Here is a 21,966-nt window from a genome sequence, read left to right on the forward strand (position 1 = left end):
AGGAGTGCTTGTGTCGCAAAACAAAGCAGAATTTGATTTAATCAAACGCTATTTTAGTGCTTCACGTCGCAGCCCGCGGCGTGATGTTGCGTTGGCGGTCGGTGACGATTGTGCCATTTGCGAAGTACAACCCAATCAACACCTTGCCATAACAAGCGACACTATGGTGCAAGGCACCCATTTTTACCCTGATATTGACCCCGCCGATCTTGCTTATAAAGCGGTGGCTGTGAATCTCAGTGATCTCGCCTCCATGGGGGCGGAGCCTGCGTGGGTAACATTAGCATTAACGTTGCCTAACATTGAACACGACTGGCTTTCGCGCTTTAGTGCGAGCTTTTTTGAGATTATCGACCACTACAATGTCGATTTGGTTGGCGGCGACACCACCCGAGGCAATCTTTCAATCACCATCACCGCCCACGGCCTGCTACCACGCGATAAAGGCATCTGCCGTCACCACGCCCACGTGGGAGATTGGATTTATGTAACGGGCAGCTTAGGCGACAGCGCGAAAGGTTTTGCGTTACTTAGTGCAGGTAAACAAAAAGCCACTGCTGGAGCGAATGAGTTGTATCTGATGGAGCGCCATCTGCGCCCAACGCCGCGTGTGTTGTTTGGGCAAACAATTGTGCCGTTTGCCAGCGCAGCGATTGATATATCGGATGGATTGTTGGCCGATTTAGGGCATATTGTCGAGCGCAGTGGTGTGAGTGCTGTGATTGACATAGATAAAATTCCACTTTCCCCGCAACTGTTGGCGACAACCGCACTTGAGCAGGCGCAAACACTGGCACTCACTGGGGGGGAGGATTATGAATTGTGCTTTTGCCTGCCTGAATCACAACGCTCGAAACTGGAAAAAGCCTTAACGCATATCGGCGTGCCTTATACTTGCATTGGGCAAATCCGCGGCGCGAAAGGAGAAAGTGCGGTTTTGTTACAACGTCACGGAAAAATCATTCCCGCCCCCGAGTATACGGGTTATGACCATTTTGGAGCAGACAATGAATAAACGCCCTGAACTGCAAAAACTCAACGTCAAAAACCCCATTCATTTCGCCGCGGTTGGTTTTGGCTCGGGGTTAATTTATCCAGCCCCTGGCACGTGGGGCACGTTGGCAGGCTGGCTGATAGGGCTTGGCGTGCTGAGCCTATTGGGCAATATCGCACTTTGGATTTTTGCCCTTATCGCGTTTGCTATCGGCGCTAAAATTTGTGGGCAAACCGCACAGGATTTAGGCGTGCATGATCACGGCTCGATTGTATGGGATGAAATCGCTGCGATTTGGCTCGTGCTTGCCTGCTTGCCTGCGCCAACCGCACTTTGGTGCATTGCGGGGTTTGTCTTATTTCGTTTTTTTGATATTTTAAAACCTTATCCGATCAAAATCTTAGATCGCAAATTGCACACGGGCTTCGGCATTATGATTGACGACACTCTCGCTGCGGTGTTTAGCTTGATTGTGCTTTATCTGATTGATTGGCTTGTTTAATCAAAGGCTATTATGTTGTTTGCCCTTAAAATTTTATTAATTCACACCATCGCCCTTATGAGCCCAGGGCCTGATTTCTTTTTTGTCGCGCGCAAATCATTGGCTGAACCTCGGCATAACGTCGTGCTTGGCATTTTGGGCATTTGCGCTGGCTTGAGTATTTGGGTGGTCGGCAGTATTGTTGGGTTAGCGATTTTATTTGCGCTTTATCCTGCCATTCAAAGTGCGGTTTGGCTATTGGGTGGAGCTTATTTAGGTTACGTTGGAGTGAAATTGCTTGGCGTGCGGCGTAATATGGATCCGTCACAATTAACGAATACTCCCTTAAAAGCATCCTCTTCACGTTTAAACCACTTTCGCCAAGGACTGTGGGTGAATTTATCCAATGCCAAAGTGTTGATTTTTTTCAGTGGCATTTTTTCGATGCTGGTTTCCCATCTCGGTGCTGGCTGGGTTGGCTTTGTTGCAGTGATGGTGGTGCTGGAAAGTTTTGTTTATTTTTATCTCGTTGCGCGCTTGTTCTCGCTGCAAGCGGTGAAGCAGTTCTATTTGCAATACAGCCGCTACATCGACAATCTTTGTGGGTTGGTGTTTGTGAGTTTTGGGCTATTTTTGATTTACAGCGCGTTGCAAACAGGCCTGAACGCATAAAAGAAAACCCGATAGCCAAAGCGGGCATATCGGGGGAGGTCTTACAATAAGTAAAATGTAAAAAGACAACTGCATTTGCAGTGCACTAGCATTAACTAAGACTCAAGTGCGGTCAAAAAGTTCATAAAAAAGTGCAATTTTTTTAGAAATTTTTAACTGCTTGAATTTTTTCAATAATACTGTTTGCATTTAGCCCCAGCTCAGCAAGCACTTCGGCGGGATCACCTTGGGCAATAAATTCATCGGCAAAACCTAACGACAGCAAGCGTGCGTTGTGTGGCTGCGTGAGTGCCCGTTGATTAAGGTATTCGCCTACCGCGCTACCAGCGCCGCCTTTAAGCGCGTTATCTTCCACACTGACCAGCAAAGTGTGATCATCAAGCAAAGTGGCAAGCATTGCCTCATCGATAGGCTTAGCAAAACGCATATCCACTACGGTTGCATCGAGTGTTTCCGCCGCCAGCATCACCTCACCGAGCAACGTGCCGAAGTTTAATAGTGCAATGTTTGAACCCGACCGCACTTTGCGTGCTTTGCCAATCTCCAATTGTGTCAGTGGCTGCAATTCACACCCTGTGGCATTGCCGCGCGGATAACGCACAGCAGCAGGGCCATTGTAATGCAGGCCAGTGAAGAGCATTTGCCGACACTCATTTTCATCACTAGGGGTCATAATGACCATATTTGGGATACAACGCATAAAGCTAATATCAAATGCGCCTTGGTGTGTTTGCCCATCAGCACCGACTACGCCAGCACGATCGATGGCGAATAGCACAGGCAAGTTTGGAATTGCGACATCGTGAATGAGTTGGTCATAGGCACGTTGCAAAAAGGTGGAATAAATTGCCACCACAGGCTTAAGCCCTGCAATCGCCATGCCCGCGGCGAGCGTCACTGCGTGCTGCTCGGCAATGGCTACATCAAAATACTGTTCAGGAAAGCGGTTGGAAAATTCCACCATACCAGAGCCTTCACGCATAGCAGGCGTAATACCCACTACAGTGGCGTCTTTTTCTGCCATTTCGCACAGCCAACGGCCAAATACAGCAGAGTAGGTGGGTACTTGTGCAACTTTTTTCGGCAATTGACCTAAAATATGGTCAAATTTTGGCACGCCGTGAAAGCCGATAGGATCTTTTTCCGCTGGCGCGTAGCCTTTGCCTTTTTTGGTCATGATATGCAAAAACTGCGGGCCTTTTAGGTTGCGCATGTTTTTCAGCGTGGAGACCAATTCCTCCACATTATGCCCATCAATTGGGCCGATGTAGTTAAAGCCGAGTTCTTCAAACAATGTACCGCCTGGAGAAACAAAGCCTTTAAGATGTTCTTCGGTTTTTTTCACGAAGGCTTTAATCGGTGGCAAGCCTGAGAGCAAGTTTTTACTGCTTTCACGAATAGAGGAGTAAAACGAGCCAGAGAGCAGCCGTGCAAGGTGATTGTTCAATGCGCCGACATTTTCTGAAATCGACATTTCATTATCGTTTAAAATCACCAGCATATCGGTATGCAAGGAGCCAGCGTGATTGAGTGCCTCAAACGCCATACCTGCAGTCATTGCACCATCACCTATCACGCAAATGGTTTTGCGATCAGCGTTTTCTTTTTCTGCCGCAATAGCAATGCCAAGCCCTGCACTGATGGAAGTGGATGAATGCCCCACACTGAGCACATCGTACTCACTCTCTCCGCGCCACGGGAAAGGGTGCAGTCCATTTTTTTGCCGAATGGTGTGCATGCGCTCGCGCCGACCCGTAAGAATTTTGTGCGGGTAGGCCTGATGGCCAACATCCCAAATCAGTTGATCAAATGGTGTGTTGAACACATAATGCAACGCCACCGTCAATTCAACGGTGCCCAAGCCCGATGCTAAATGCCCACTGCTTTGGCTAACGGATTCCAACAAAAATGCACGCAACTCGTCACACAGCTGAGGCAGCTGTTCGCGCGAGAGCAGACGCAAATCGTCTGGCGTGTTGATGGTCGATAATAAAGAATATTTTTGCATAGCGTGAATTATAACGAGAATTGCATCAAACATAAATCACAAAATGCCAATTCGGCGTGATTATCAGGCATTTAGCTTCCTCGCGTGATGATAAATGCTGCCAGTGCTTGGTGCGCACTGACATCTAACCCCATATTAGCGAGCACACCAAGCACTTGCTGCGCCTGTTCGATCAGCGCTTGTGCTTTAGCTTTGGCGCCGTCAAGGCCTAACAATTTTGGATAGGTGCTTTTATCGTGTGCTAAATCTGAACCCGCATCTTTGCCCAGTGTGGCGGAGTCTGCGGTGATGTCTAGGATGTCATCTTGCACTTGGAATGCCAGCCCGATAAGCGAGGCAAAACGTCGCAAATGTTGTGCAAGTGTTGGATCGGCAAAGTGCGGTGAGCAGACAAGTCCCATCTCCACCGCGCAAATAATCATTGCGCCTGTTTTATTGTGATGAATGCGTTCTAAAAATGTCAAATCTACGGCTTGTTGCTCGGCAAACAGATCCAAGGCTTGCCCGAGACACATGCCTTGTGCGCCAGCACTGTGTGAAAGCAGTTGTACCAACCGCACTTTTTGCTCAGCACTGATTGTTGGGGTGTCGCACAACAGTGTGAACGCCCAGCTTTGTAACGCATCGCCTGCCAAAATCGCGGTGGCCTGATCAAATTCAATGTGGCAAGTATTTTGCCCACGGCGTAGTGTGTCATCGTCCATTGCGGGGAGATCGTCGTGAATTAGCGAATAACAGTGCACCGCCTCCACTGCAGCGGCAGCGAAGTCTAAACTCGCAAGTGGCGCATTGAGCATACGCCCTGTGCAATAGGTTAAAAAAGGGCGCAAACGCTTGCCACCGAGCAGCACGCCATAACGCATTGCATCGGCAAGTGGTGCAGGCTGAGAGTCAAGATCCAGTTTTTGGGTTAAAAATGTATTGATGCGTGCACGAAAATGCTGCAAATCCGTTTGAAAATTGTAGTTCATTTTGTGGCCTTAAAATGCAGCGTCATCATCACTAGCAGGCTGGTCATCACGTTGCGCGCGAGCATTGCCCGTTTTGCGCGTGTTGTCATCTTCTTCAAACGGCGCAAGGGGAGCAACCGCACTTTTTTCCAGCAAAATGCTGACTTGTTGCTGTGCTTGCTGTAAGCGTTGTTGCCCCGCTTGCGCGAGCTGCACGCCTTTTTCAAACTCAATAAGCGCTTTTTCCAGTGGCAGCTCACCACTTTCCAGCCGCCCGACGATGCTTTCCAGTTCGTTTAAGGTGCTTTCAAAATCCAAAGAAGTTGCTTTTTTCGCCATAACAGTATCCAAAAAGAGTATGAGAGTATGTGTCGTCTATTGTACTTGAGTTTGTATTATTTGTCGTTTTTTTTAGCTGTCAGCGGGAATTTCAGGTACAATGGCGCCAATTTTGGCATTTGTAGTGATTCTATGAAATTTATTATCAAATTATTCCCCGAAGTGATGGTCAAAAGTGATTCCGTGCGCAAACGGTTTATTAAAATTTTGGCTGGTAATATTCGTAATATTTTAAACAAGCAAGATGATACCGTGGCCGTGGTGCACCATTGGGATTACATCGAAGTGCGTTCAAAAGATGTCAGTAAGCGCGATTTATTACTGGATTTTTTGCAGCGCACCCCTGGTATTCACCACATTTTGGAGGTGGAAGGTATCCCATTTACTTCAATGCACGATATTTTTGAATACACCTTAAAAAATACGCGTGAGCAATTGGAAAACCGCACTTTTTGTGTGCGCGTCAAGCGTAAGGGTAAACATGATTTTAGCTCACTGGATCTTGAGCGTTATGTCGGTGGTGGCTTGAATCAACATATTGAAACGGCCAAAGTGCGGTTGAAAAATCCTGATGTGACGGTCAATATCACCATCGAAGATGACCAAATGTTACTCATCAAAAACCGTTTTGAGGGTATTGGCGGCTATCCTGTTGGCACACAAGAAGATGTGCTCAGCCTTATTTCCGGCGGGTTTGACTCAGGCGTGTCGAGCTATATGTTTATCCGCCGTGGCTCGAAAGTGCATTATTGCTTTTTCAACCTTGGTGGGCAGGCGCACGAAATCGGCGTGAAACAGATGGCCTATCACATTTGGTCACGTTACAGTTCGTCGGTCAAAGTGCGGTTTGTGGCGATTAATTTTGAAGGCGTGGTGGCGGAGATTTTGGAAAAAATCGATAACGGTCAGATGGGCGTGGTGCTCAAGCGCATGATGGTGCGCGCCGCCAGCCGCGTGGCGGAACGCTTTGGCATTCAAGCCATCGTCACTGGCGAAGCGCTCGGGCAGGTCTCCAGCCAAACGCTGACCAACTTGCGCTTGATTGATGAAGCCGCCAGCGTACTAGTGCTGCGCCCACTTATCACTCACGATAAGCCGCAAATTATCGCCACGGCACAGCAAATTGGCACCGATGAAATTGCCAAGTCCATGCCTGAATTTTGCGGTGTAATTTCCAAAAATCCAACGGTTAAGGCCATTCCTGAACGGATCATCAAAGAAGAGGCGCATTTTGATTTCACTGTGTTGGATGAGGCGGTAGCTGGCGCACAGTATCTTGATATTCGCGACATCGCCAACGCCGATAAAAGTGCGGTCGAGGACGTGGAGATTGTTGATAAGGTAGGTTTAGACGAGGTGGTGATTGATGTGCGCAGTGAAGAAGAACGTGAGGATAAGCCTATGTATTTGCCAGAGTGTGAGCTGTTGGCGATTCCGTTTTTCAAACTCGGCAGTGCTTTTGCGCAATTGGATCGCAACACCACCTATTTGCTCTATTGCGAAAAAGGGGTGATGAGCCAGTTACAGGCGCAGTTTTTGCATCAGCAAGGCTATGACAATGTGAAAGTGCTACGCTTGCGTTAAAATAGTACTACGCAAGTGCGCTATTTTTTTGTACAATAAATACTCTTATTTCAACAATAGCAAACAGCCTTCAACCCTAAAATTATGATTGATTATCTCATTATCGGTATTATTGTTTTTTCATTAATTGTCAGCCTATTGCGTGGCTTTGTACGCGAAGCTGTATCACTAGGGAGCTGGGTTGTCGCCTTTTTTGTCGCCAGCCGTTTTTATCCCTATCTGGCAGGCTATCTCACACAAATTGAATCACAAAATATTCGCATTGGCGTGGCGATTGCGATTTTGTTTATCGCTAGCCTGATTGTGGGCGCCATCGTCAACTATATTTTAGGTCAATTGGTGGATAAAACAGGCTTAAGCGGTACGGATCGCGTGTTGGGTGCGTGTTTTGGCGTGTTGCGCGGGGTGTTAATTGTGTCGGCATTGCTGTTTTGCATGGATACCTTCACCAATTTAAATCAAACCGAGTGGTGGCAAAATTCAAAATTGATACCGCACTTTGGGTTTGTGGTTGACTGGTTTTTTCAACAGATTCAACAAAATTCCTCTTTTTTAACTCCGAAATTGTAAGGGCGAAACTATGTGTGGCATTATTGGGATTATCGGCGAAACCCCCGTCAACCAAGCGTTGTATGATGCGCTTACGGTGTTGCAACACCGCGGGCAAGATGCTGCAGGCATCATGACCATTGACCGCGAAAGCCGTTTTCGGCTGCGCAAAGCCAATGGGTTGGTCAGCGATGTGTTCCGCCAAGAACACATGGACAGGTTGCAAGGCACGGTTGGGATCGGGCATGTGCGCTACCCAACGGCGGGCAGCTCCAGTGTGTCAGAGGCGCAGCCATTTTATGTCAACTCGCCCTATGGCATCACGTTGGTACACAATGGCAATTTGACCAACTCACGGGCGCTCAAAGATAAACTGTTTAAACTTGCCCGCCGCCATGTGAATACCAATTCTGATTCCGAAGCCTTATTAAATATTCTTGCCTACCATCTCGACCAAAGCCCACACCACCAATTAACGCCTGACGACATTTTCGCCGCTGTCACTAAAACCCACGACGACATCAAAGGGGCTTATGCTTGCGTAGCGATGATTATCGGCTTTGGTATGATTGCCTTTCGTGATCCGCATGGCATCCGCCCATTGGTGTTGGGCAAACGCACACAAGCGAGTGGCAAAGTGGAATATGCTTTTGCCTCTGAAAGTGTTGCGCTGGACATCATCGGCTTTGAATTTGTGCGTGATGTTGCCCCAGGTGAGGCGATTTATGTGGATTTTAACGGTGAATTTTATTCGCACCAATGCTCAACCACGCCCGATTTATGCCCGTGCATTTTTGAATATGTCTATTTCGCACGCCCTGACTCTTACATTGATGGCGTATCGGTCTATGCCGCACGCGTACACATGGGCGAGGCTTTAGGGCGCAAAATTGCCAAAGAATGGCACGATCACGACATTGATGTGGTTATCCCCATTCCAGAAACGTCTAACGACATCGCTTTGCGCATCGCCAAAGAGTTGAATTTGCCTTATCGCCAAGGTTTTGTGAAAAATCGCTACGTTGGGCGCACCTTTATTATGCCAGGGCAAACCCAGCGCCGTCACTCAGTGCGACGCAAGCTCAACACTATTTCGTCGGAGTTTAAAGACAAAAATGTGCTGCTGGTGGATGATTCTATCGTGCGTGGCACCACCTCGGAACAAATCGTGGACATGGTGCGTCAAGCGGGCGCGAAGAAAATTTACTTAGCCTCAGCTGCACCTGAAGTGCGCCACCCAAATGTTTACGGTATTGATATGCCATCTGTTAATGAACTGATTGCCTACAACCGTAGTGTAGATGAAATTGCTGAACTAATTGGCGTGGACGGGCTGATTTTCCAAGATTTAGCGGATTTAGAAAATGCGATTCGTAAAGAAAATCCGCATATCCAGCATTTTGACAGCTCTGTGTTCACAGGCTGCTACATCACAGGGGATGTGACAGAAGAGTATCTCGCTCAAGTAGAGGCCATGCGTAATGATAAAGCCAAGCGCCGCCAAGAGCGAGATGAGACCAATTTAGAAATGCACAACGAAGCCTAATGAAAGCCAAACGACTCATTATTGCCATCACCGGTGCCTCAGGCGCCATTTATGCAATCCGCTTGTTACAAGTGCTGGCAGCAACGGAGATTGAAACCCATTTGATTATCTCCAATGCTGCGCGCCAAACCATTGCGATTGAAACCGATTTCAGCTTAAATGACGTTAAAGCGCTGGCCGATGTGGTGTATGACAATCGCGATATTGGCGCGGCTATTTCATCGGGGTCATACCGCACTTTGGGCATGCTGGTGGTGCCGTGTTCCATCAAAACCCTCTCTGCCATCGCACACAGTTATAGCGATGATTTAATTTCTCGCGCGGCAGATGTTTGCCTTAAAGAACGCAAGCCCGTTCACCTGTGCCTGCGGGAAACACCGCTGCATTTAGGCCACCTGCGGCTGATGACCCAAGCGGCTGAAATCGGCGCCACACTCACGCCACTTATGCCCGCGTTTTACCATAAACCGCAAAGCATTGACGACATCATCAACCAATCCGTCAACCGCTTGTGCGATCAATTTGAGATTGAACTGCCTGAAGACTTGTTTGAACGCTGGCAGGGCGTTTAAGGATGAAAGTGCGGTTAACCGCACTTTGGATTTTAGGGTAGTTTGAGGGTGGTAAACTGCATGTTTAAGGCGTCAATCAGTAGCAGTTTGCCCACCAATGGCTCGCCGATATTGAGCAATAATTTTAAGGTTTCCATCGCTTGTAGTGTGCCGACAATGCCGACAATCGGGGAGAGCACACCCGCTTCCACGCAGGAGAGCGTGTTGTCGCCAAACAGGCGGCTGATGCTGCGATAATTAGGGGTGTTGGGCTGATAGGTAAACACCGATAATTGCCCCTCCATGCGAATAGCGGCGCCAAACACGAGCGGGGTTTGGCTTTGTTGGCAGAGCACATCAAGGCGATTGCGTGTGGCGACATTGTCTGAGCAATCCACTACTACATCTGATCGTGTGACAACGTCACGAAATTCATCATCATCTAAATCAGCGTTAATAGCATTGACAGTGACATGTGGGTTTAAAGCACAAAGTGCGGTTTTGGCAGAATCCACTTTCGGCTGACCCATGCGCGCCTCAGTGTGCAGTACTTGACGCTGTAAATTAGACAGGCTGACGATGTCGAAGTCGACCAGCGTTAAGGTGCCAACGCCGCTGGCAGCTAAATATTGCGCAGCGGCACACCCCAAACCGCCCACGCCGATAATCGCCACATGGGATTGTTTAAGGCGTTCTTGCCCGTCAAAGTCAATTTGTGGCAGCACAATTTGGCGGTTGTAGCGTAGTGCTTCCGCATCCGATAAGATATCAGCCATTATTGCAACACATCACCAAAAGGTTCAATTACAACCTGTTCGCCAGCGGCCACATTGCCACGTTCGCGCTCAAGCACAATCAGGCAGTTACTTTGCACAAAAGAGCTGAACATATGCGAGCCTTGAAAGCCCACGGGCTGCACTTCAATTTGCCCTTGTGCATTCACACGGTAATGCCCACGTTGAAAATCCAAGCGTCCAGGCGTTTTTTTCATCGCGCTGCCAGCAATGGCGGGTAGTTGTGGCGGCAGCTGCCATTGGCTAAAGCCTGTTAAGCGCGCCAGCACGGGCTGCACCAGTTGATAAAAGGTGACAAGAGCTGAAACAGGGTTGCCTGGCAGGCCGCAAAACCACGCGTGGTCAAATTTACCAAAGGCAAACGGCTTGCCCGGCTTCATCGCCAATTTCCAAAAATTCATTTGCCCGAGTTGCTCAAGCACATCTTTGGTGAAATCCGCCTCACCCACCGACACGCCACCGCTGGTGATCACCAAATCGGCTTTTTGCTGCGCTTCAGAAAAGGTTTTGGCAAACCGCACTTTATCGTCGGGTAAAATGCTGTAATCTAAAATGTCACAGTGCCAATTTTCCAGCAGCAAGCGCACAGTAAAGCGATTGGTGTCGTAGATTTGCCCTTTTTTCAAAGGATTGCCAACACTGACCAGCTCGTCGCCAGTGGAAATGAGTGCCACTTTAATTTTACGATAAACGCGCACTTGCTCAAGCCCAAGCGAAGCAAGCAAGGGGAGTGAAAGTGCGGTCAGTTTCGCGCCTTTTTTAAGCACAATATCACCTTTTTTGACATCATCGCCCAAGCGGCGAATGTTTTGCCCTGCTTTAGCCTCTTGCGTGAACCGCACTTTGCCATCTGCTTGCACCTCGGCGTGCTCTTGCATAATGACCGCCTCGCACCCATCTGGTACAACAGCACCTGTCATGATGCGCACTACTGAACCTTTTGTCCATTCACCTTCAAACGGGCTGCCCGCGAAACTTTTGCCTGCAACAGTCAGCGGTTCGCCAGTGAGATCAGTCATGCGCACGGCATAACCGTCCATCGCGGAGTTGTCAAAGCCAGGTACATTAATGGGCGAGTGAATATCTTCTGCACAGATGCGGTTGTGTGCCACATCAAGGCTGACCCATTCAGTGTGTGAATCGGGTGGAAAACTTAGCGCACGGGTGATTTTAGCCAGTGCATCGTCAAGAGAGATAAGTGAATTCATACAGTCACCTTTTGGTTGAAATCGGCTTTATTCTAACAAACTTTAAGAAATTTTCAGTTAATTTCGTAGAATTCTTGTTGTATTTTTCATTATTCTGTTAAAATAATTGCCTTGTTTTTTGGAGATGTTAAACCACAATGAGTAAAATTTCAGCAGAGGCGCAGCAAGTTCGAGCCGCGTTGATTGCAAAAGGCATTGAAACCCCGATGAAAGCGTTGGATCTGTCCCTTGACCAACGTCGAGCACAAATTGAACAGCATATGAAAAGTGTGTTGGAACTAATTGGCTTAGATTTGAGCGATGACAGCATTGAGCAAACCCCCGCGCGCTTGGCGAAAATGTACCTTGATGAAATTTTCACAGGCATGGATTATGCGAATTTTCCAAAAATCACGACGATTCGTAATCGCATGCAGGTCAGTGAAATGGTGTTGGTCAATGACGTGACGCTCACCAGCACTTGTGAACACCATTTTGTCACCATCGATGGCAAAGTCTCCGTAGCTTATTACCCGAAAGAGTGGGTGATTGGGCTATCGAAAATTAACCGTGTTGTTGCCTTTTTGGCGCAACGTCCGCAAGTGCAAGAACGGCTAACTGAACAAATTTTGACAGCTTTGCAGACGATTTTACAGACAGATGATGTCGCGGTGTATGTGAAAGCAACCCATTTTTGTGTTAAGTGTCGTGGCATTAAAGACAGTAATAGTTACACTGTCACATCAGCCTTTGGTGGCGTTTTCTTGCAAGACCGCGAAACGCGCAAGGAATTTTTAAGCTTAATCGAACGATAATAAAAAGCAGCGCCATAGCACTGCTTTGATAATGAAACTGACCACACTTTATCGCTAAAGTGCGGTTTTTTACATCTTATTGACTACTTCAATGCCCAACAACTCAAGCCCCTGCTTGAGCGTACGTTGCGCAATTGCGGCTAATTGCAAGCGGCTGTTTTTGGTATGCTCATCATCGCAGCTTAAAATTGGGCATTGTTCATAGAATTGTGAGAATATGCCCGCCAGTTCATACAAATAAGCACACAACACGTGCGGCGTTCCTTCTTTGGCGACCACGGCAACAGCTTCTTCAAATTGCAATAATTTCAGTAATAAGGCGCGCTCTTTGCCTTCGGTCACGTTAATTTCACCCTGCAATGTGTCGGGATTAATGCCACTTTTAGCAAAAATAGAGTGAATGCGGGTGTAGGCATATTGCATATAAGGCGCGGTGTTGCCTTCAAAAGAAAGCATATTATCCCAATCGAACACATAATCGGTGGTGCGATTTTTAGACAAATCGGCGTATTTCACTGCACCAATGGCAACGGCATTGATCACTTTGTCAAGCTCGGCAGGTGAAAGTGCGGTGCTTTTCTCGCGGATCAACTTGCCTGCGCGTTCAACGGCTTCGTCGAGCAAATCATTGAGCTTAACGGTTTCGCCCGAGCGCGTTTTAAAAGGCTTGTTATCTTTTCCGAGCATCATGCCAAAATTGATGTGTTCCAACCGCATACTGTCAGGAACATAGCCCGCTTTGCGGACAATGGTCCAAGCCTGCTGTAAGTGTTGGCTTTGACGCGTGTCGGTGAAATAAAGGGCGCGGTTGGCGTGCAGCGTTTCCCAGCGGTATTTGGCCGCAGCAATATCGGTGGTGGTGTAAAGAAAACCGCCGTCGCGTTTTTGGATGATCACACCCATTGGTTCACCTTCTTTATTTTTAAATTCAGGCAAAAAAACGACCACCGCACCTTGATCTTCCTGGGCAATGCCTTTGGCTTTCAAATCGGCCACAATTTCAGGCAACATTGGATTATAAAGGCTTTCGCCCATGATGTCGTCGTTGCTCAAAGTCACATTTAAGCGATCGTATGTGCGCTGATTTTGCTCCATAGTGATGTCCACCAACTTGCGCCACATTGCCAAGCAGTAGCTGTCGCCACCTTGCAGTTTCACCACATATTGACGTGCTTTCTCCGCAAAGGCTTCATCGCTGTCGTAGTGGGCTTTGGCGGCACGATAGAAGGCTTCTAAATCGCTTAGGGCTAGATCATCTGCGTTTTCATTTTGCATTTTTTCAAGGTAGGCAATCAGCATGCCAAATTGTGTGCCCCAATCGCCTACATGGTTGGCACGAATCACATTATGACCTAAAAATGCCAGCACACGCACCACCGCGTCGCCAATAATGGTGGAGCGTAAATGCCCTACGTGCATCTGTTTTGCTACATTCGGTGCAGAGTAGTCTGCTACAATAGTTTGCGGCGCGTCAACAGGGGCGATAAGTGCGGTTTGACCTAGCAGCATTTGCCCTTGCTTGGCCAGCCAAGTGCGGTTGAGGGTAATGTTAATAAAGCCAGGGCCTGCAATCTCGAGTTTTTCAATCATCTCGCCACCATCAAGCGCGTCGAGCACGCGTTGTGCCAGCTCACGCGGTGGTATACCGATCTTTTTCGCTGCTGCCATCACACCGTTGGCTTGGTAATCACCAAATTGCGGCTTTGCCGATTGCCGCACCAATGCATCACAGCCACCTGCGCCGACGTTGTTCAGTGCTTGGGTGATTTTGTGCGACAAAATTGTTTGAATGTTCACGAATTGTCCTTGTTGTAAGCATTATCAAATAAATTCCGATATAATACCTTGATATCACGTTGGAGAAAAGAGAGATTAGCAAAATGACACAACCGCACTTTTTACAGGCCCAGTTGACCACGCTGGCAGAGCAGTTGGCAGACTTTGAGCGGCAGATTTTAGTTCTTGCACAGGAGTTTGGGCTAACGCTGGCTGATTATGAGATTGACCACATCGCGCTACGAGTCAATACCCTTGAACGTGGGCAGCAGTGGCTGGCGGTGTTGCAAGCCAATGGCGAAGTGATTTCAGATAACATCATCAACGGCCGGCCGATTTACCTCATCAAGTTGCGCGAGTCTTTACAATTATTTGCACAATCGATTGCCGTTATTGAGTTGCCGATGCCGAAAAAGCGTTATCCTGTTGAGGGCTGGGAGCATATTGAGGTAGTGTTGCCAGCTCTTTTTGGTGAAACACCGAGTCAGTGGTGTGAAAGGATACTTGAGCAATTCAAACTAAAGAACAAAACCGCACTTTGTCTTAAAATTGATGCGCCTAAAGGGGAGGGCGAGCGATTAGATAACACTACCATTTCAATTACAAAACTTGACAATAGTAAAAATAAATGTTGTATTAAGCTCCACTCACACTCTATAATTGAGGTGATTAACTCAGAATCCGAGTTTAGTTAATAAGGAAAACACAATGAAAAAATCAGTTTTAGTCGCTTCTTTGTTTATCGGCCTGGCAACTGTTGGCTGCGCGAATAAAGATATTTATCGTGGTGATGTTTACACTGGCGATCAAACCAAAGAAGCTCGCTCAATTAGTTATGGTACAATTGTGTCAACTAAGCCTGTGACCATCCAAGCCCCTAACGAAGGCGTGATCGGCACCGTAGGCGGTGGCGCATTGGGTGGCATTTTGGGCTCAGGCGTAGGCGGCGGCACAGGTAATGCTATCGCTACTGCCGTTGGCGCTATTGCAGGTGCTGTGATCGGCAACACAGTGGAGCAAAAAGCAAGCCAAGCTAATGGTGTACAAATGGTGATCAAAAAAGACGACGGTAAAGAGATTGTTGTGGTACAAAAAGCAGACCCTCGTTTAGTGGCGGGTACACGCGTTCAAATTATTGGTGGTTCATCACTCAACGTGATGCCACTGTAATCGAAATAAAAAAAGTGCGGTGATAATTCGACCGCACTTTTTTTGACATTTATTCTTGCTCCGCGTTAGCTTTGCGTTTACGCCTAAAATAAGCGATAAGTACAAACAGTAAAATGACACCCAAAATACCATAAATGCCCATTTGCCCATGGCGCATTTGCGCTTTTATCCAGTCTATATTTTCAGCCCCATGATGACCGAGATAGACCCAAATTGGAACAGAGATAATGGCAGCGCAAAAATCAATCAAAATAAAACGAATAACACCCACCCGACGGGTGACGCCTGAAATAATATAAACAGGCGTACGCAAGCCAGGTAAAAACCGTGCAATGAATAACAAGCGATTGCCATATCGGTCAAATTTATTTTTAACCATTTGTAATCGTTTGAACGTGATGAAACGTTTGATCAGACGAAAGCGTAGGATTTTTACCCCATAAAAGCGCCCAAGCATATACATTAGTAAATCGCCTAGTAATACGCCTAACATTCCAACAACGACCATCCAATGAGGGTTGGCATAACCAAGCCCAGAAATGATGCCACCTGACACTAACGTGATGTCTTCGGGAATAGGCACTCCAAGCCCACAGAGTATTAGTACTGCAAAGACCGCGGCATAGCCATAATGAGTAAAAAAATCAATAAAAAATTGCACAGTTAACCTAATTTTTTTAGAATGGACGCCGTTTAGCGTATAAATCAATGCACTTATTGTGCCTTTTTTTAACGCTAATTACCATAGCCTAAAGGCGAATATTGCAATGAAAAAGGTATTATCTGCAAATATTCTTGCGATGGGCTGATAAAGTGTGTAGAATGTGCTCCCTTGAGCATATGCTCAAGTGAATAGACGTTGAGTTGTAGGGTCGCCTACAGCTTAAACTTTAACTTAAAAGAGAGAAAATTATGTTTAAATTTGATGCACAAGTTCGTGAAGCGCAAGGTACGGGTGCGAGCCGCCGTCAGCGTTTACAAGGTCAATTGCCGGCCATCGTTTACGGTGGAAGCGAAGCGCCAGTTGCTATCGTGTTAGACCACGATAAAGTTAACAACGCGCAAGCCGATGAAAAATTCTACAGCGAAAATATCACATTGGTAATTAATGGCAAAGATGTTGTGGTGAAAATCCAAGCGATGCAACGCCACCCATTCAAACCAAAATTGCTTCATTTAGATTTCAAACGCGTTTAATCTTTAAACGCAAAAAACACCAGCAATCGTTGATTGTTTGGTGTTTTTTTTCATCTCAATATTGGGAGGCTGGTGTGAAAATCGCACTTGGGGTTGAATACAACGGCGCACACTATTTCGGTTGGCAACGTCAACAACATCTTGACAGTGTACAACAGCGCCTTGAGCAGGCGCTCTCTAACGTGGCGAATGAAGATATTCATTTGTTTTGCGCGGGGCGTACGGATTCAGGAGTGCACGCCACAGGACAGGTGGTGCATTTTGAAACACAGTCTGAGCGCGCGCTCAAGGCATGGTATTTGGGGGTGAATGCGAATCTTCCTAATGATATAAAAGTGCGGTGGGCGAAAGCGGTACGTGATGATTTTCATGCACGCTTTAGCGCAACAGCACGTCGCTATCGCTATGTGATTTATAATCATCCGCTACGCCCAGCGATTTTGGCAGACGGCTTGACCCATTATCATCTCCCACTCGATCATAAAAAAATGCACCAAGCAGGGCAACAGTTGCTTGGCGAGCGAGATTTTAGCTCATTTCGCGCTGCGCAGTGTCAATCTCACACACCGTGGCGTAATGTGCACCATTTGAACGTATTTCGTCAAGGCGATTATGTGGTTGTTGATATTCAAGCTAACGCATTTGTGCATCACATGGTGCGTAATATTGTGGGCAGCCTTATCGAGGTGGGCAACGGCAATCAAACAGTTGAGTGGCTCGCATGGCTGCAAGCCCAATGCAACCGCACTTTGGCACCTGCCACTGCCAAACCTAACGGTTTGTATTTGGTGTCGGTGAGCTATCCAGAGGAATTTGCATTGCCGAAAACCGCACTTGGGCCGCTTTTTTTACCCGATTAAAAATTGTGACAAAACGGTTCAAAAGCGCACGTAAATATGATGTAATGGGCAAATTAATCAGCACAAAAATGAAGAGTTAAGGTAACCCATGAGTTGGATTGAACGAATTTTTAACAAAGGCTCGGTGAGTAGCAACAACCAAAAAGCCAATGTGCCAGAAGGTATTTGGACAAAATGTACTGGCTGTGATCAAGTGCTTTATCGCGATGAAGTGGTGCGCAACTTAGAGGTATGCCCAAAGTGCGGTCACCATATGCGCATTGACCCGCGAGTGCGTTTAGAAAAACTGCTTGATGAAGGAACAATTGAAGAAATTGGGGCTGAAATTGAACCTGAAGATATCTTAAAATTCAAAGACTTAAAAAAATATAAAGACCGTTTAAACGCAGCACAAAAACAAACAGGCGAAAAAGACGCTTTGATTGTCATGAAAGGGGCAATTTGGGGCATACCTGTGGTAGCCGCTGCGTTTAACTTTAACTTTATGGGCGGCTCCATGGGGAGCGTGGTGGGCGGCAAATTTGTTAAAGCAGCACAAACTGCGCTGGATCAAGGCTGCCCGTTGATTTGTTTTTCTGCCAGTGGTGGTGCGCGTATGCAAGAAGCACTATTCTCACTGATGCAAATGGCCAAAACCAGTGCCATTTTGGCAAAACTCAAAGAAAAAGGCATTCCTTATATTTCTGTTTTGACAGATCCAACGATGGGGGGCGTGTCAGCCAGCTTTGCGATGCTAGGAGACATCAACATTGCTGAGCCTAAGGCCTTAATTGGCTTTGCAGGCCCCCGTGTGATTGAGCAAACTGTACGTGAAAAATTGCCTGAAGGCTTCCAGCGCAGCGAATTTTTGCTAGAAAAAGGGGCGATCGATATGATTGTCAACCGCAAAGAAATGCGCGACAAGCTCGCCAGCATTTTGGCTAAACTCTGTGGCAAGCCTTCGCCATTTGTGACAACAGAGAGTGTGATTATCCCGCCTGTGCAAACGCCTGTCAAAATCGAGGGCAAAAGCGCATAATGACCCGAGCACAACTTACAGCCACATCGCCACTTGAGATGTGGCTTTCCTATATTGAAAGCAGCCACAGTAAAGCCATCGACATGGGGCTTACACGCGTTAAAGCGGTGGCCAGTGAATTGGATCTGCTCACACCCGCGCCTTATGTTATCACCGTAGGCGGCACCAATGGAAAAGGCACAACATGTCGCTTACTTGAACTAATTTTGCTCAATGCTGGCTTGAACGTTGGCGTGTTTAGCTCACCGCACTTGATTGATTATAACGAGCGCGTGCGTATAAATGATGCTGTGTTGCCAGACAGCGCACACAGTGCGGCATTTGCCTTCATTGATAGTCACAAATCACATTCATTAAGTTATTTTGAATTTAGTACACTAGGCGCGCTGTATCTATTTAAACAAGCACAGCTTGATGTGGTGATTTTAGAAGTGGGCCTAGGCGGGCGGCTGGATGCCACCAATATCATTGATGCCGATATTTGCGCCATTACCTCGATTGATATTGACCATGTCGATTATCTTGGTGATACACGTGAGCAAATTGGCTTTGAAAAAGCGGGCATTATGCGCGCAGGTAAAAGTGCGGTTATCGGCGAGCAAGACATTCCAATCACGGTGCTGGCACATGCTAATTCGTTACCCTGTCACGTTTTGCGTAATGGTGTCGAATGGCACTATCAACGACAAGGGGATATGTGGACATTTGTTGGGCAAAAAGTGCGGTTTGATCAGTTGCCCGTACCTGCTATGCCAGTGCAAAATGCCGCTACAGCTTTGGCATTGTGCGAACAGCTACCATGGGCTATATCGCAAGACACCCTCACCAAAGCACTACGCGAGATGACGCTAGTTGGGCGCTTTCAACGCCTAACGCCAACGCAACGGGCTTCGCTTTTTGCCCATGTTGGGGCGAGCCAATGTGAGCAAATTTATCTCGACGTGGGCCACAATCCGCATGCGGCACGCTATTTGGCACAAAAAGTGCGGTCGCTTAAAACTGACGATGTACGTGTATTCGGGGTGCTTGGCATGCTGCAAGACAAAGATGCCCTGCATGTGGCGCAACCTCTTGCGGGATTAATTGATCAGTGGTTTTGCTGCTCGTTAGATGGCGCGCGTGGGCAAAGTGCGGTTACATTGCGTGATAAAATTGCCGCAGCACTGCCAAATGCCGATATTCGTTGTTTTGACAGCGTGCAGGCAGGCACAAAAGCAGCTTTGCAAACGGCGCGCAAGCAAGATATTGTGCTCATTTTTGGCTCATTTCATACGGTGGCGGCCATTGTGGCACTTTTTTCGGCTAAAAACGCATAAATTGATCGCGAAAGCGCACAAAACAGGGTAGGATAGTGCTATGAAAATTGTGTGTCAATGAGCGATATGAACGGATTTTTTTATTGGGAATACAGCAATGTGGCGCAGTGTTTAATGCTTTGCTCGCAAGACACGGGGCGACGTATTCGCACTTCGCTTGAAAAATCCATGCTAACGCAATCTGCACTTAATGTCAGTGATTGCGATATGGAAGACTTTTTGTTTTTCAACGTGGTGATTGATGCCCTTAAAACGTATGCCATTGACGATTCTCAGCGTGAATTTTTAGCCTATTCGGCGGTAGCTGCGCGGCAGTTTTTGCTGCCTATTCAACCGAAAAGCTGGTTTTTTAGCCTACTCAACGGAATTGAAATTTGCGATGAAGCCGAGCCAAAATTGGTGCAAGCGCACATCAAAGAGCGCGACGAGTGGGTTAATCTGCTCTTGGTACAAATCAGCGGCAACGTGGCCGATTGCTTATTACTTGACCGCACTTTACAGCTCTCTGGGCTGAAGCTGACGTTTGCTCAGCCACTGCGTTTGTTCGCTAACCGCTTGCGGGCGATGCCCGAACAAGCGGTGAAAGCCGATTCACCTCTCACTCAGCAACGTGCATGATATGACGTTATCTCAACATCATTTTGACCTTCACTGTCACAGTAATGCCTCCGATGGGGTGCTTAGCCCTGCGGATGTCGTGGCGCGCGCCGCTGATCAAGGCGTGAAGGTACTCGCCTTGTGTGATCATGACACCATCGCAGGCATGGATGAGGCTTTCAACGCTGCCAAAGCCCATGATATCCAGCTTATCACGGGGGTTGAAATTTCGACTTTGTGGCAAAATCGTGGGATTCACATCGTAGGGTTGAATTTTGCGGTAAACCACCCCGATATGACCGCACTTTTAGTCGAGCAGGCACGTTTGCGTGAGGCGCGAGCAATTCAAATTGGTGAAAAATTAGCAAAGTGCGGTCTGCCTAACGCTTATGAAGGCGCTAAACAGCTGGCTGGTGGCGAAGTTACGCGCGCACATTATGCCCGTTTGTTGGTGCAATCAGGCAAGGTGAAGAATGAAACCCAAGCATTTAAACGGTATTTAGGGCAAGGGAAATCAGCCTATGTGAACGCGAATTGGTGCAGCATGGCTGAGGCCATCGAGGTGATTCAGCGTGCTGGCGGCTTGGCGGTATGCGCCCACCCGTTGCGTTATCCGCTTACGCGCAAATGGCTTTTGCGCCTGCTAGATGATTTTAAGGCAGTGGGCGGAGATGCGGTGGAGGTAGCGCACAGTGGGCAGTCGCCTGAGCAACGTCACCAACTTGGCAGCATTGTGCAGACGATGGGACTACTGGCCTCAGCAGGGTCGGATTTTCATTTTCCCTGCGGATGGGTAGAGCTGGGCAAAAATTTATGGTTGCCTGAAAATGTCACGCCCATTTGGACCCATTTTTAACGCACTTTTCACTCAATAAATCGTATACTTTCGTGTATAATTGCGCCATTTAATACCAATTGGGTAAAATTATGAGTCAATTTTTCTATATTCACCCAGATAATCCGCAAGCACGTTTGATTAAACAAGCGGCTGATATTGTGCGCGACGGTGGCGTAATAGTCTATCCTACCGATTCGGGGTATGCTTTAGGTTGCGCGCTAGGGGATAAACACGCGATGGATCGTATCGTCGCACTCCGTCAGCTGCCTGCAAACCATAATTTCACGCTGGTATGCCATGATTTATCAGAGCTGTCGAATTATGCGGTGGTTGATAATGTAGCTTATCGGTTGATTAAAAATAACACGCCAGGGCATTACACTTTTATTTTAACCGCAACCAAAGAAGTGCCGCGTCGTTTGATGACTAAACGCAAAACAATTGGCTTGCGTGTGCCTGACAATGCGATTGCACTGGCGTTACTTGCAGAACTCGGCGAACCGATTTTATCATGCTCATTGATTATGCCAGGTGAGCAAACAACACAATTCGACCCCGAAGAAATTCGTGATCGGCTTGAAAAACAGGTGGATTTAATCATTAATGGCGGTTATTTGGGCGAAAGCCCGACCACCGTGATTGACTTAACTGGCAGCGCACTCGAGATTGTGCGTGTGGGTAATGGTGATACCACCCCATTTGAATGACGCTCGCGAGAGTGACA

General features: G+C 47.5%; 24 protein-coding genes. 17 read left to right on the forward strand and 7 right to left on the reverse strand.

Features of this window, described 5'->3' with window-relative positions:
* Nucleotides 1-10: 10 nt before the first annotated feature.
* From thiL to HPC38_RS06510, 3 genes are read left to right on the forward strand one after another with little or no spacing between them, the layout of a single operon-like run.
* Entirely contained in the window at nt 11-1,015 is a 1,005-nt protein-coding gene (gene thiL / locus HPC38_RS06500) for a thiamine-phosphate kinase (protein ID WP_208120479.1), read from the forward strand.
* Entirely contained in the window at nt 1,008-1,496 is a 489-nt protein-coding gene (locus HPC38_RS06505; protein WP_208120480.1) for a phosphatidylglycerophosphatase A family protein, read from the forward strand. Before thiL ends, HPC38_RS06505 begins: the two co-directional genes overlap by 8 nt.
* Before the next feature lie 12 nt (nt 1,497-1,508).
* Nucleotides 1,509-2,147, forward strand: coding sequence for a LysE family transporter (locus HPC38_RS06510; protein ID WP_208120481.1), 639 nt, complete (start codon nt 1,509-1,511; stop codon nt 2,145-2,147).
* Between the two features lie 142 nt (nt 2,148-2,289).
* On the opposite strand, the gene dxs is transcribed toward HPC38_RS06510, so the two are convergent.
* The 3 genes from dxs to xseB all read right to left on the reverse strand — a co-directional run bounded on the left by dxs (nt 2,290) and on the right by xseB (nt 5,444).
* The gene (dxs, locus tag HPC38_RS06515; RefSeq protein ID WP_208120482.1) at nt 2,290-4,155 is read right to left on the reverse strand and encodes a 1-deoxy-D-xylulose-5-phosphate synthase; all 1,866 of its coding nucleotides are present in this window, start codon (nt 4,153-4,155) and stop codon (nt 2,290-2,292) included.
* Nucleotides 4,156-4,226: 71 nt separating this feature from the next.
* A complete protein-coding gene (ispA, locus tag HPC38_RS06520; RefSeq protein ID WP_208120483.1) occupies nt 4,227-5,126 on the reverse strand; it encodes a (2E,6E)-farnesyl diphosphate synthase in 900 nt (299 codons plus the stop codon).
* Between the two features lie 9 nt (nt 5,127-5,135).
* Nucleotides 5,136-5,444 (reverse strand): exodeoxyribonuclease VII small subunit, encoded by a 309-nt coding sequence (xseB, locus tag HPC38_RS06525; RefSeq protein WP_208120484.1) that lies wholly within the window; start codon nt 5,442-5,444, stop codon nt 5,136-5,138.
* A gap of 132 nt (nt 5,445-5,576) precedes the next feature.
* Here xseB and thiI point away from each other — a divergent pair, with 132 nt between their 5' ends.
* From thiI to HPC38_RS06545, 4 genes are all read left to right on the forward strand, one after another.
* The gene (gene thiI, locus HPC38_RS06530; protein WP_208120485.1) at nt 5,577-7,028 is read left to right on the forward strand and encodes a tRNA uracil 4-sulfurtransferase ThiI; all 1,452 of its coding nucleotides are present in this window, start codon (nt 5,577-5,579) and stop codon (nt 7,026-7,028) included.
* 84 nt (nt 7,029-7,112) lie between these two features.
* Nucleotides 7,113-7,598, forward strand: a complete 486-nt coding sequence (locus HPC38_RS06535) for a CvpA family protein (protein WP_208120486.1) — start codon at nt 7,113-7,115, stop codon at nt 7,596-7,598.
* 10 nt (nt 7,599-7,608) lie between these two features.
* A complete protein-coding gene (purF, locus tag HPC38_RS06540; protein ID WP_208120487.1) occupies nt 7,609-9,123 on the forward strand; it encodes an amidophosphoribosyltransferase in 1,515 nt (504 codons plus the stop codon).
* Nucleotides 9,123-9,695, forward strand: coding sequence for a UbiX family flavin prenyltransferase (locus HPC38_RS06545; protein WP_208120488.1), 573 nt, complete (start codon nt 9,123-9,125; stop codon nt 9,693-9,695). The genes purF and HPC38_RS06545 overlap by 1 nt, the downstream gene beginning before the upstream one ends.
* Nucleotides 9,696-9,727: 32 nt before the next feature.
* Here the strand turns inward: HPC38_RS06545 and HPC38_RS06550 are convergent, their stop codons facing one another.
* Nucleotides 9,728-10,450 (reverse strand): molybdopterin-synthase adenylyltransferase MoeB, encoded by a 723-nt coding sequence (locus HPC38_RS06550; RefSeq protein WP_208120489.1) that lies wholly within the window; start codon nt 10,448-10,450, stop codon nt 9,728-9,730.
* Nucleotides 10,450-11,676, reverse strand: a complete 1,227-nt coding sequence (gene moeA / locus HPC38_RS06555; RefSeq protein WP_208120490.1) for a molybdopterin molybdotransferase MoeA — start codon at nt 11,674-11,676, stop codon at nt 10,450-10,452. The genes HPC38_RS06550 and moeA overlap by 1 nt, the downstream gene beginning before the upstream one ends.
* Nucleotides 11,677-11,813: 137 nt before the next feature.
* Between moeA and folE the strand changes: the two genes are divergently transcribed.
* Nucleotides 11,814-12,470, forward strand: coding sequence for a GTP cyclohydrolase I FolE (gene folE / locus HPC38_RS06560; RefSeq protein WP_208120491.1), 657 nt, complete (start codon nt 11,814-11,816; stop codon nt 12,468-12,470).
* A gap of 69 nt (nt 12,471-12,539) precedes the next feature.
* Here the strand turns inward: folE and argS are convergent, their stop codons facing one another.
* Nucleotides 12,540-14,267 (reverse strand): arginine--tRNA ligase, encoded by a 1,728-nt coding sequence (gene argS / locus HPC38_RS06565; protein WP_208120492.1) that lies wholly within the window; start codon nt 14,265-14,267, stop codon nt 12,540-12,542.
* Nucleotides 14,268-14,350: 83 nt separating this feature from the next.
* On the opposite strand from argS, the gene HPC38_RS06570 reads away from it, so the two are divergent.
* Together HPC38_RS06570 and HPC38_RS06575 are read left to right on the forward strand one after the other, a co-directional pair.
* A complete protein-coding gene (locus HPC38_RS06570; RefSeq protein WP_208120493.1) occupies nt 14,351-14,941 on the forward strand; it encodes a VOC family protein in 591 nt (196 codons plus the stop codon).
* Nucleotides 14,942-14,954: 13 nt separating this feature from the next.
* A complete protein-coding gene (locus HPC38_RS06575) occupies nt 14,955-15,416 on the forward strand; it encodes an outer membrane lipoprotein (protein WP_208120494.1) in 462 nt (153 codons plus the stop codon).
* 49 nt (nt 15,417-15,465) lie between these two features.
* Here HPC38_RS06575 and HPC38_RS06580 read toward each other — a convergent pair whose 3' ends face one another.
* The gene (locus HPC38_RS06580) at nt 15,466-16,077 is read right to left on the reverse strand and encodes a DedA family protein (RefSeq protein ID WP_208120495.1); all 612 of its coding nucleotides are present in this window, start codon (nt 16,075-16,077) and stop codon (nt 15,466-15,468) included.
* Nucleotides 16,078-16,325: 248 nt separating this feature from the next.
* On the opposite strand from HPC38_RS06580, the gene rplY reads away from it, so the two are divergent.
* The 7 genes from rplY to HPC38_RS06615 all read left to right on the forward strand — a co-directional run bounded on the left by rplY (nt 16,326) and on the right by HPC38_RS06615 (nt 21,949).
* Nucleotides 16,326-16,613 (forward strand): 50S ribosomal protein L25, encoded by a 288-nt coding sequence (rplY, locus tag HPC38_RS06585; protein ID WP_208120621.1) that lies wholly within the window; start codon nt 16,326-16,328, stop codon nt 16,611-16,613.
* A 74-nt stretch (nt 16,614-16,687) separates the two neighbouring features.
* Nucleotides 16,688-17,473 (forward strand): tRNA pseudouridine(38-40) synthase TruA, encoded by a 786-nt coding sequence (truA, locus tag HPC38_RS06590; protein WP_208120496.1) that lies wholly within the window; start codon nt 16,688-16,690, stop codon nt 17,471-17,473.
* Between the two features lie 88 nt (nt 17,474-17,561).
* A complete protein-coding gene (gene accD / locus HPC38_RS06595) occupies nt 17,562-18,491 on the forward strand; it encodes an acetyl-CoA carboxylase, carboxyltransferase subunit beta (protein WP_208120497.1) in 930 nt (309 codons plus the stop codon).
* Complete coding sequence (gene folC / locus HPC38_RS06600) at nt 18,491-19,807, forward strand: bifunctional tetrahydrofolate synthase/dihydrofolate synthase (protein WP_208120498.1); 1,317 nt, start codon at nt 18,491-18,493, stop codon at nt 19,805-19,807. The genes accD and folC overlap by 1 nt, the downstream gene beginning before the upstream one ends.
* A gap of 66 nt (nt 19,808-19,873) precedes the next feature.
* The gene (locus HPC38_RS06605; RefSeq protein ID WP_208120499.1) at nt 19,874-20,425 is read left to right on the forward strand and encodes a cell division protein ZapC domain-containing protein; all 552 of its coding nucleotides are present in this window, start codon (nt 19,874-19,876) and stop codon (nt 20,423-20,425) included.
* 1 nt (nt 20,426) lies between these two features.
* A complete protein-coding gene (rnm, locus tag HPC38_RS06610) occupies nt 20,427-21,260 on the forward strand; it encodes an RNase RNM (protein WP_208120500.1) in 834 nt (277 codons plus the stop codon).
* Nucleotides 21,261-21,331: 71 nt separating this feature from the next.
* On the forward strand, nt 21,332-21,949 hold the full coding sequence (locus HPC38_RS06615) for an L-threonylcarbamoyladenylate synthase (RefSeq protein ID WP_208120501.1): 618 nt from the start codon (nt 21,332-21,334) through the stop codon (nt 21,947-21,949).
* Nucleotides 21,950-21,966: the final 17 nt, after the last annotated feature.

Origin of the sequence: Spirabiliibacterium pneumoniae, from assembly GCF_014884995.1 — a bacterium.
Classification (GTDB): domain Bacteria; phylum Pseudomonadota; class Gammaproteobacteria; order Enterobacterales; family Pasteurellaceae; genus Spirabiliibacterium; species Spirabiliibacterium pneumoniae.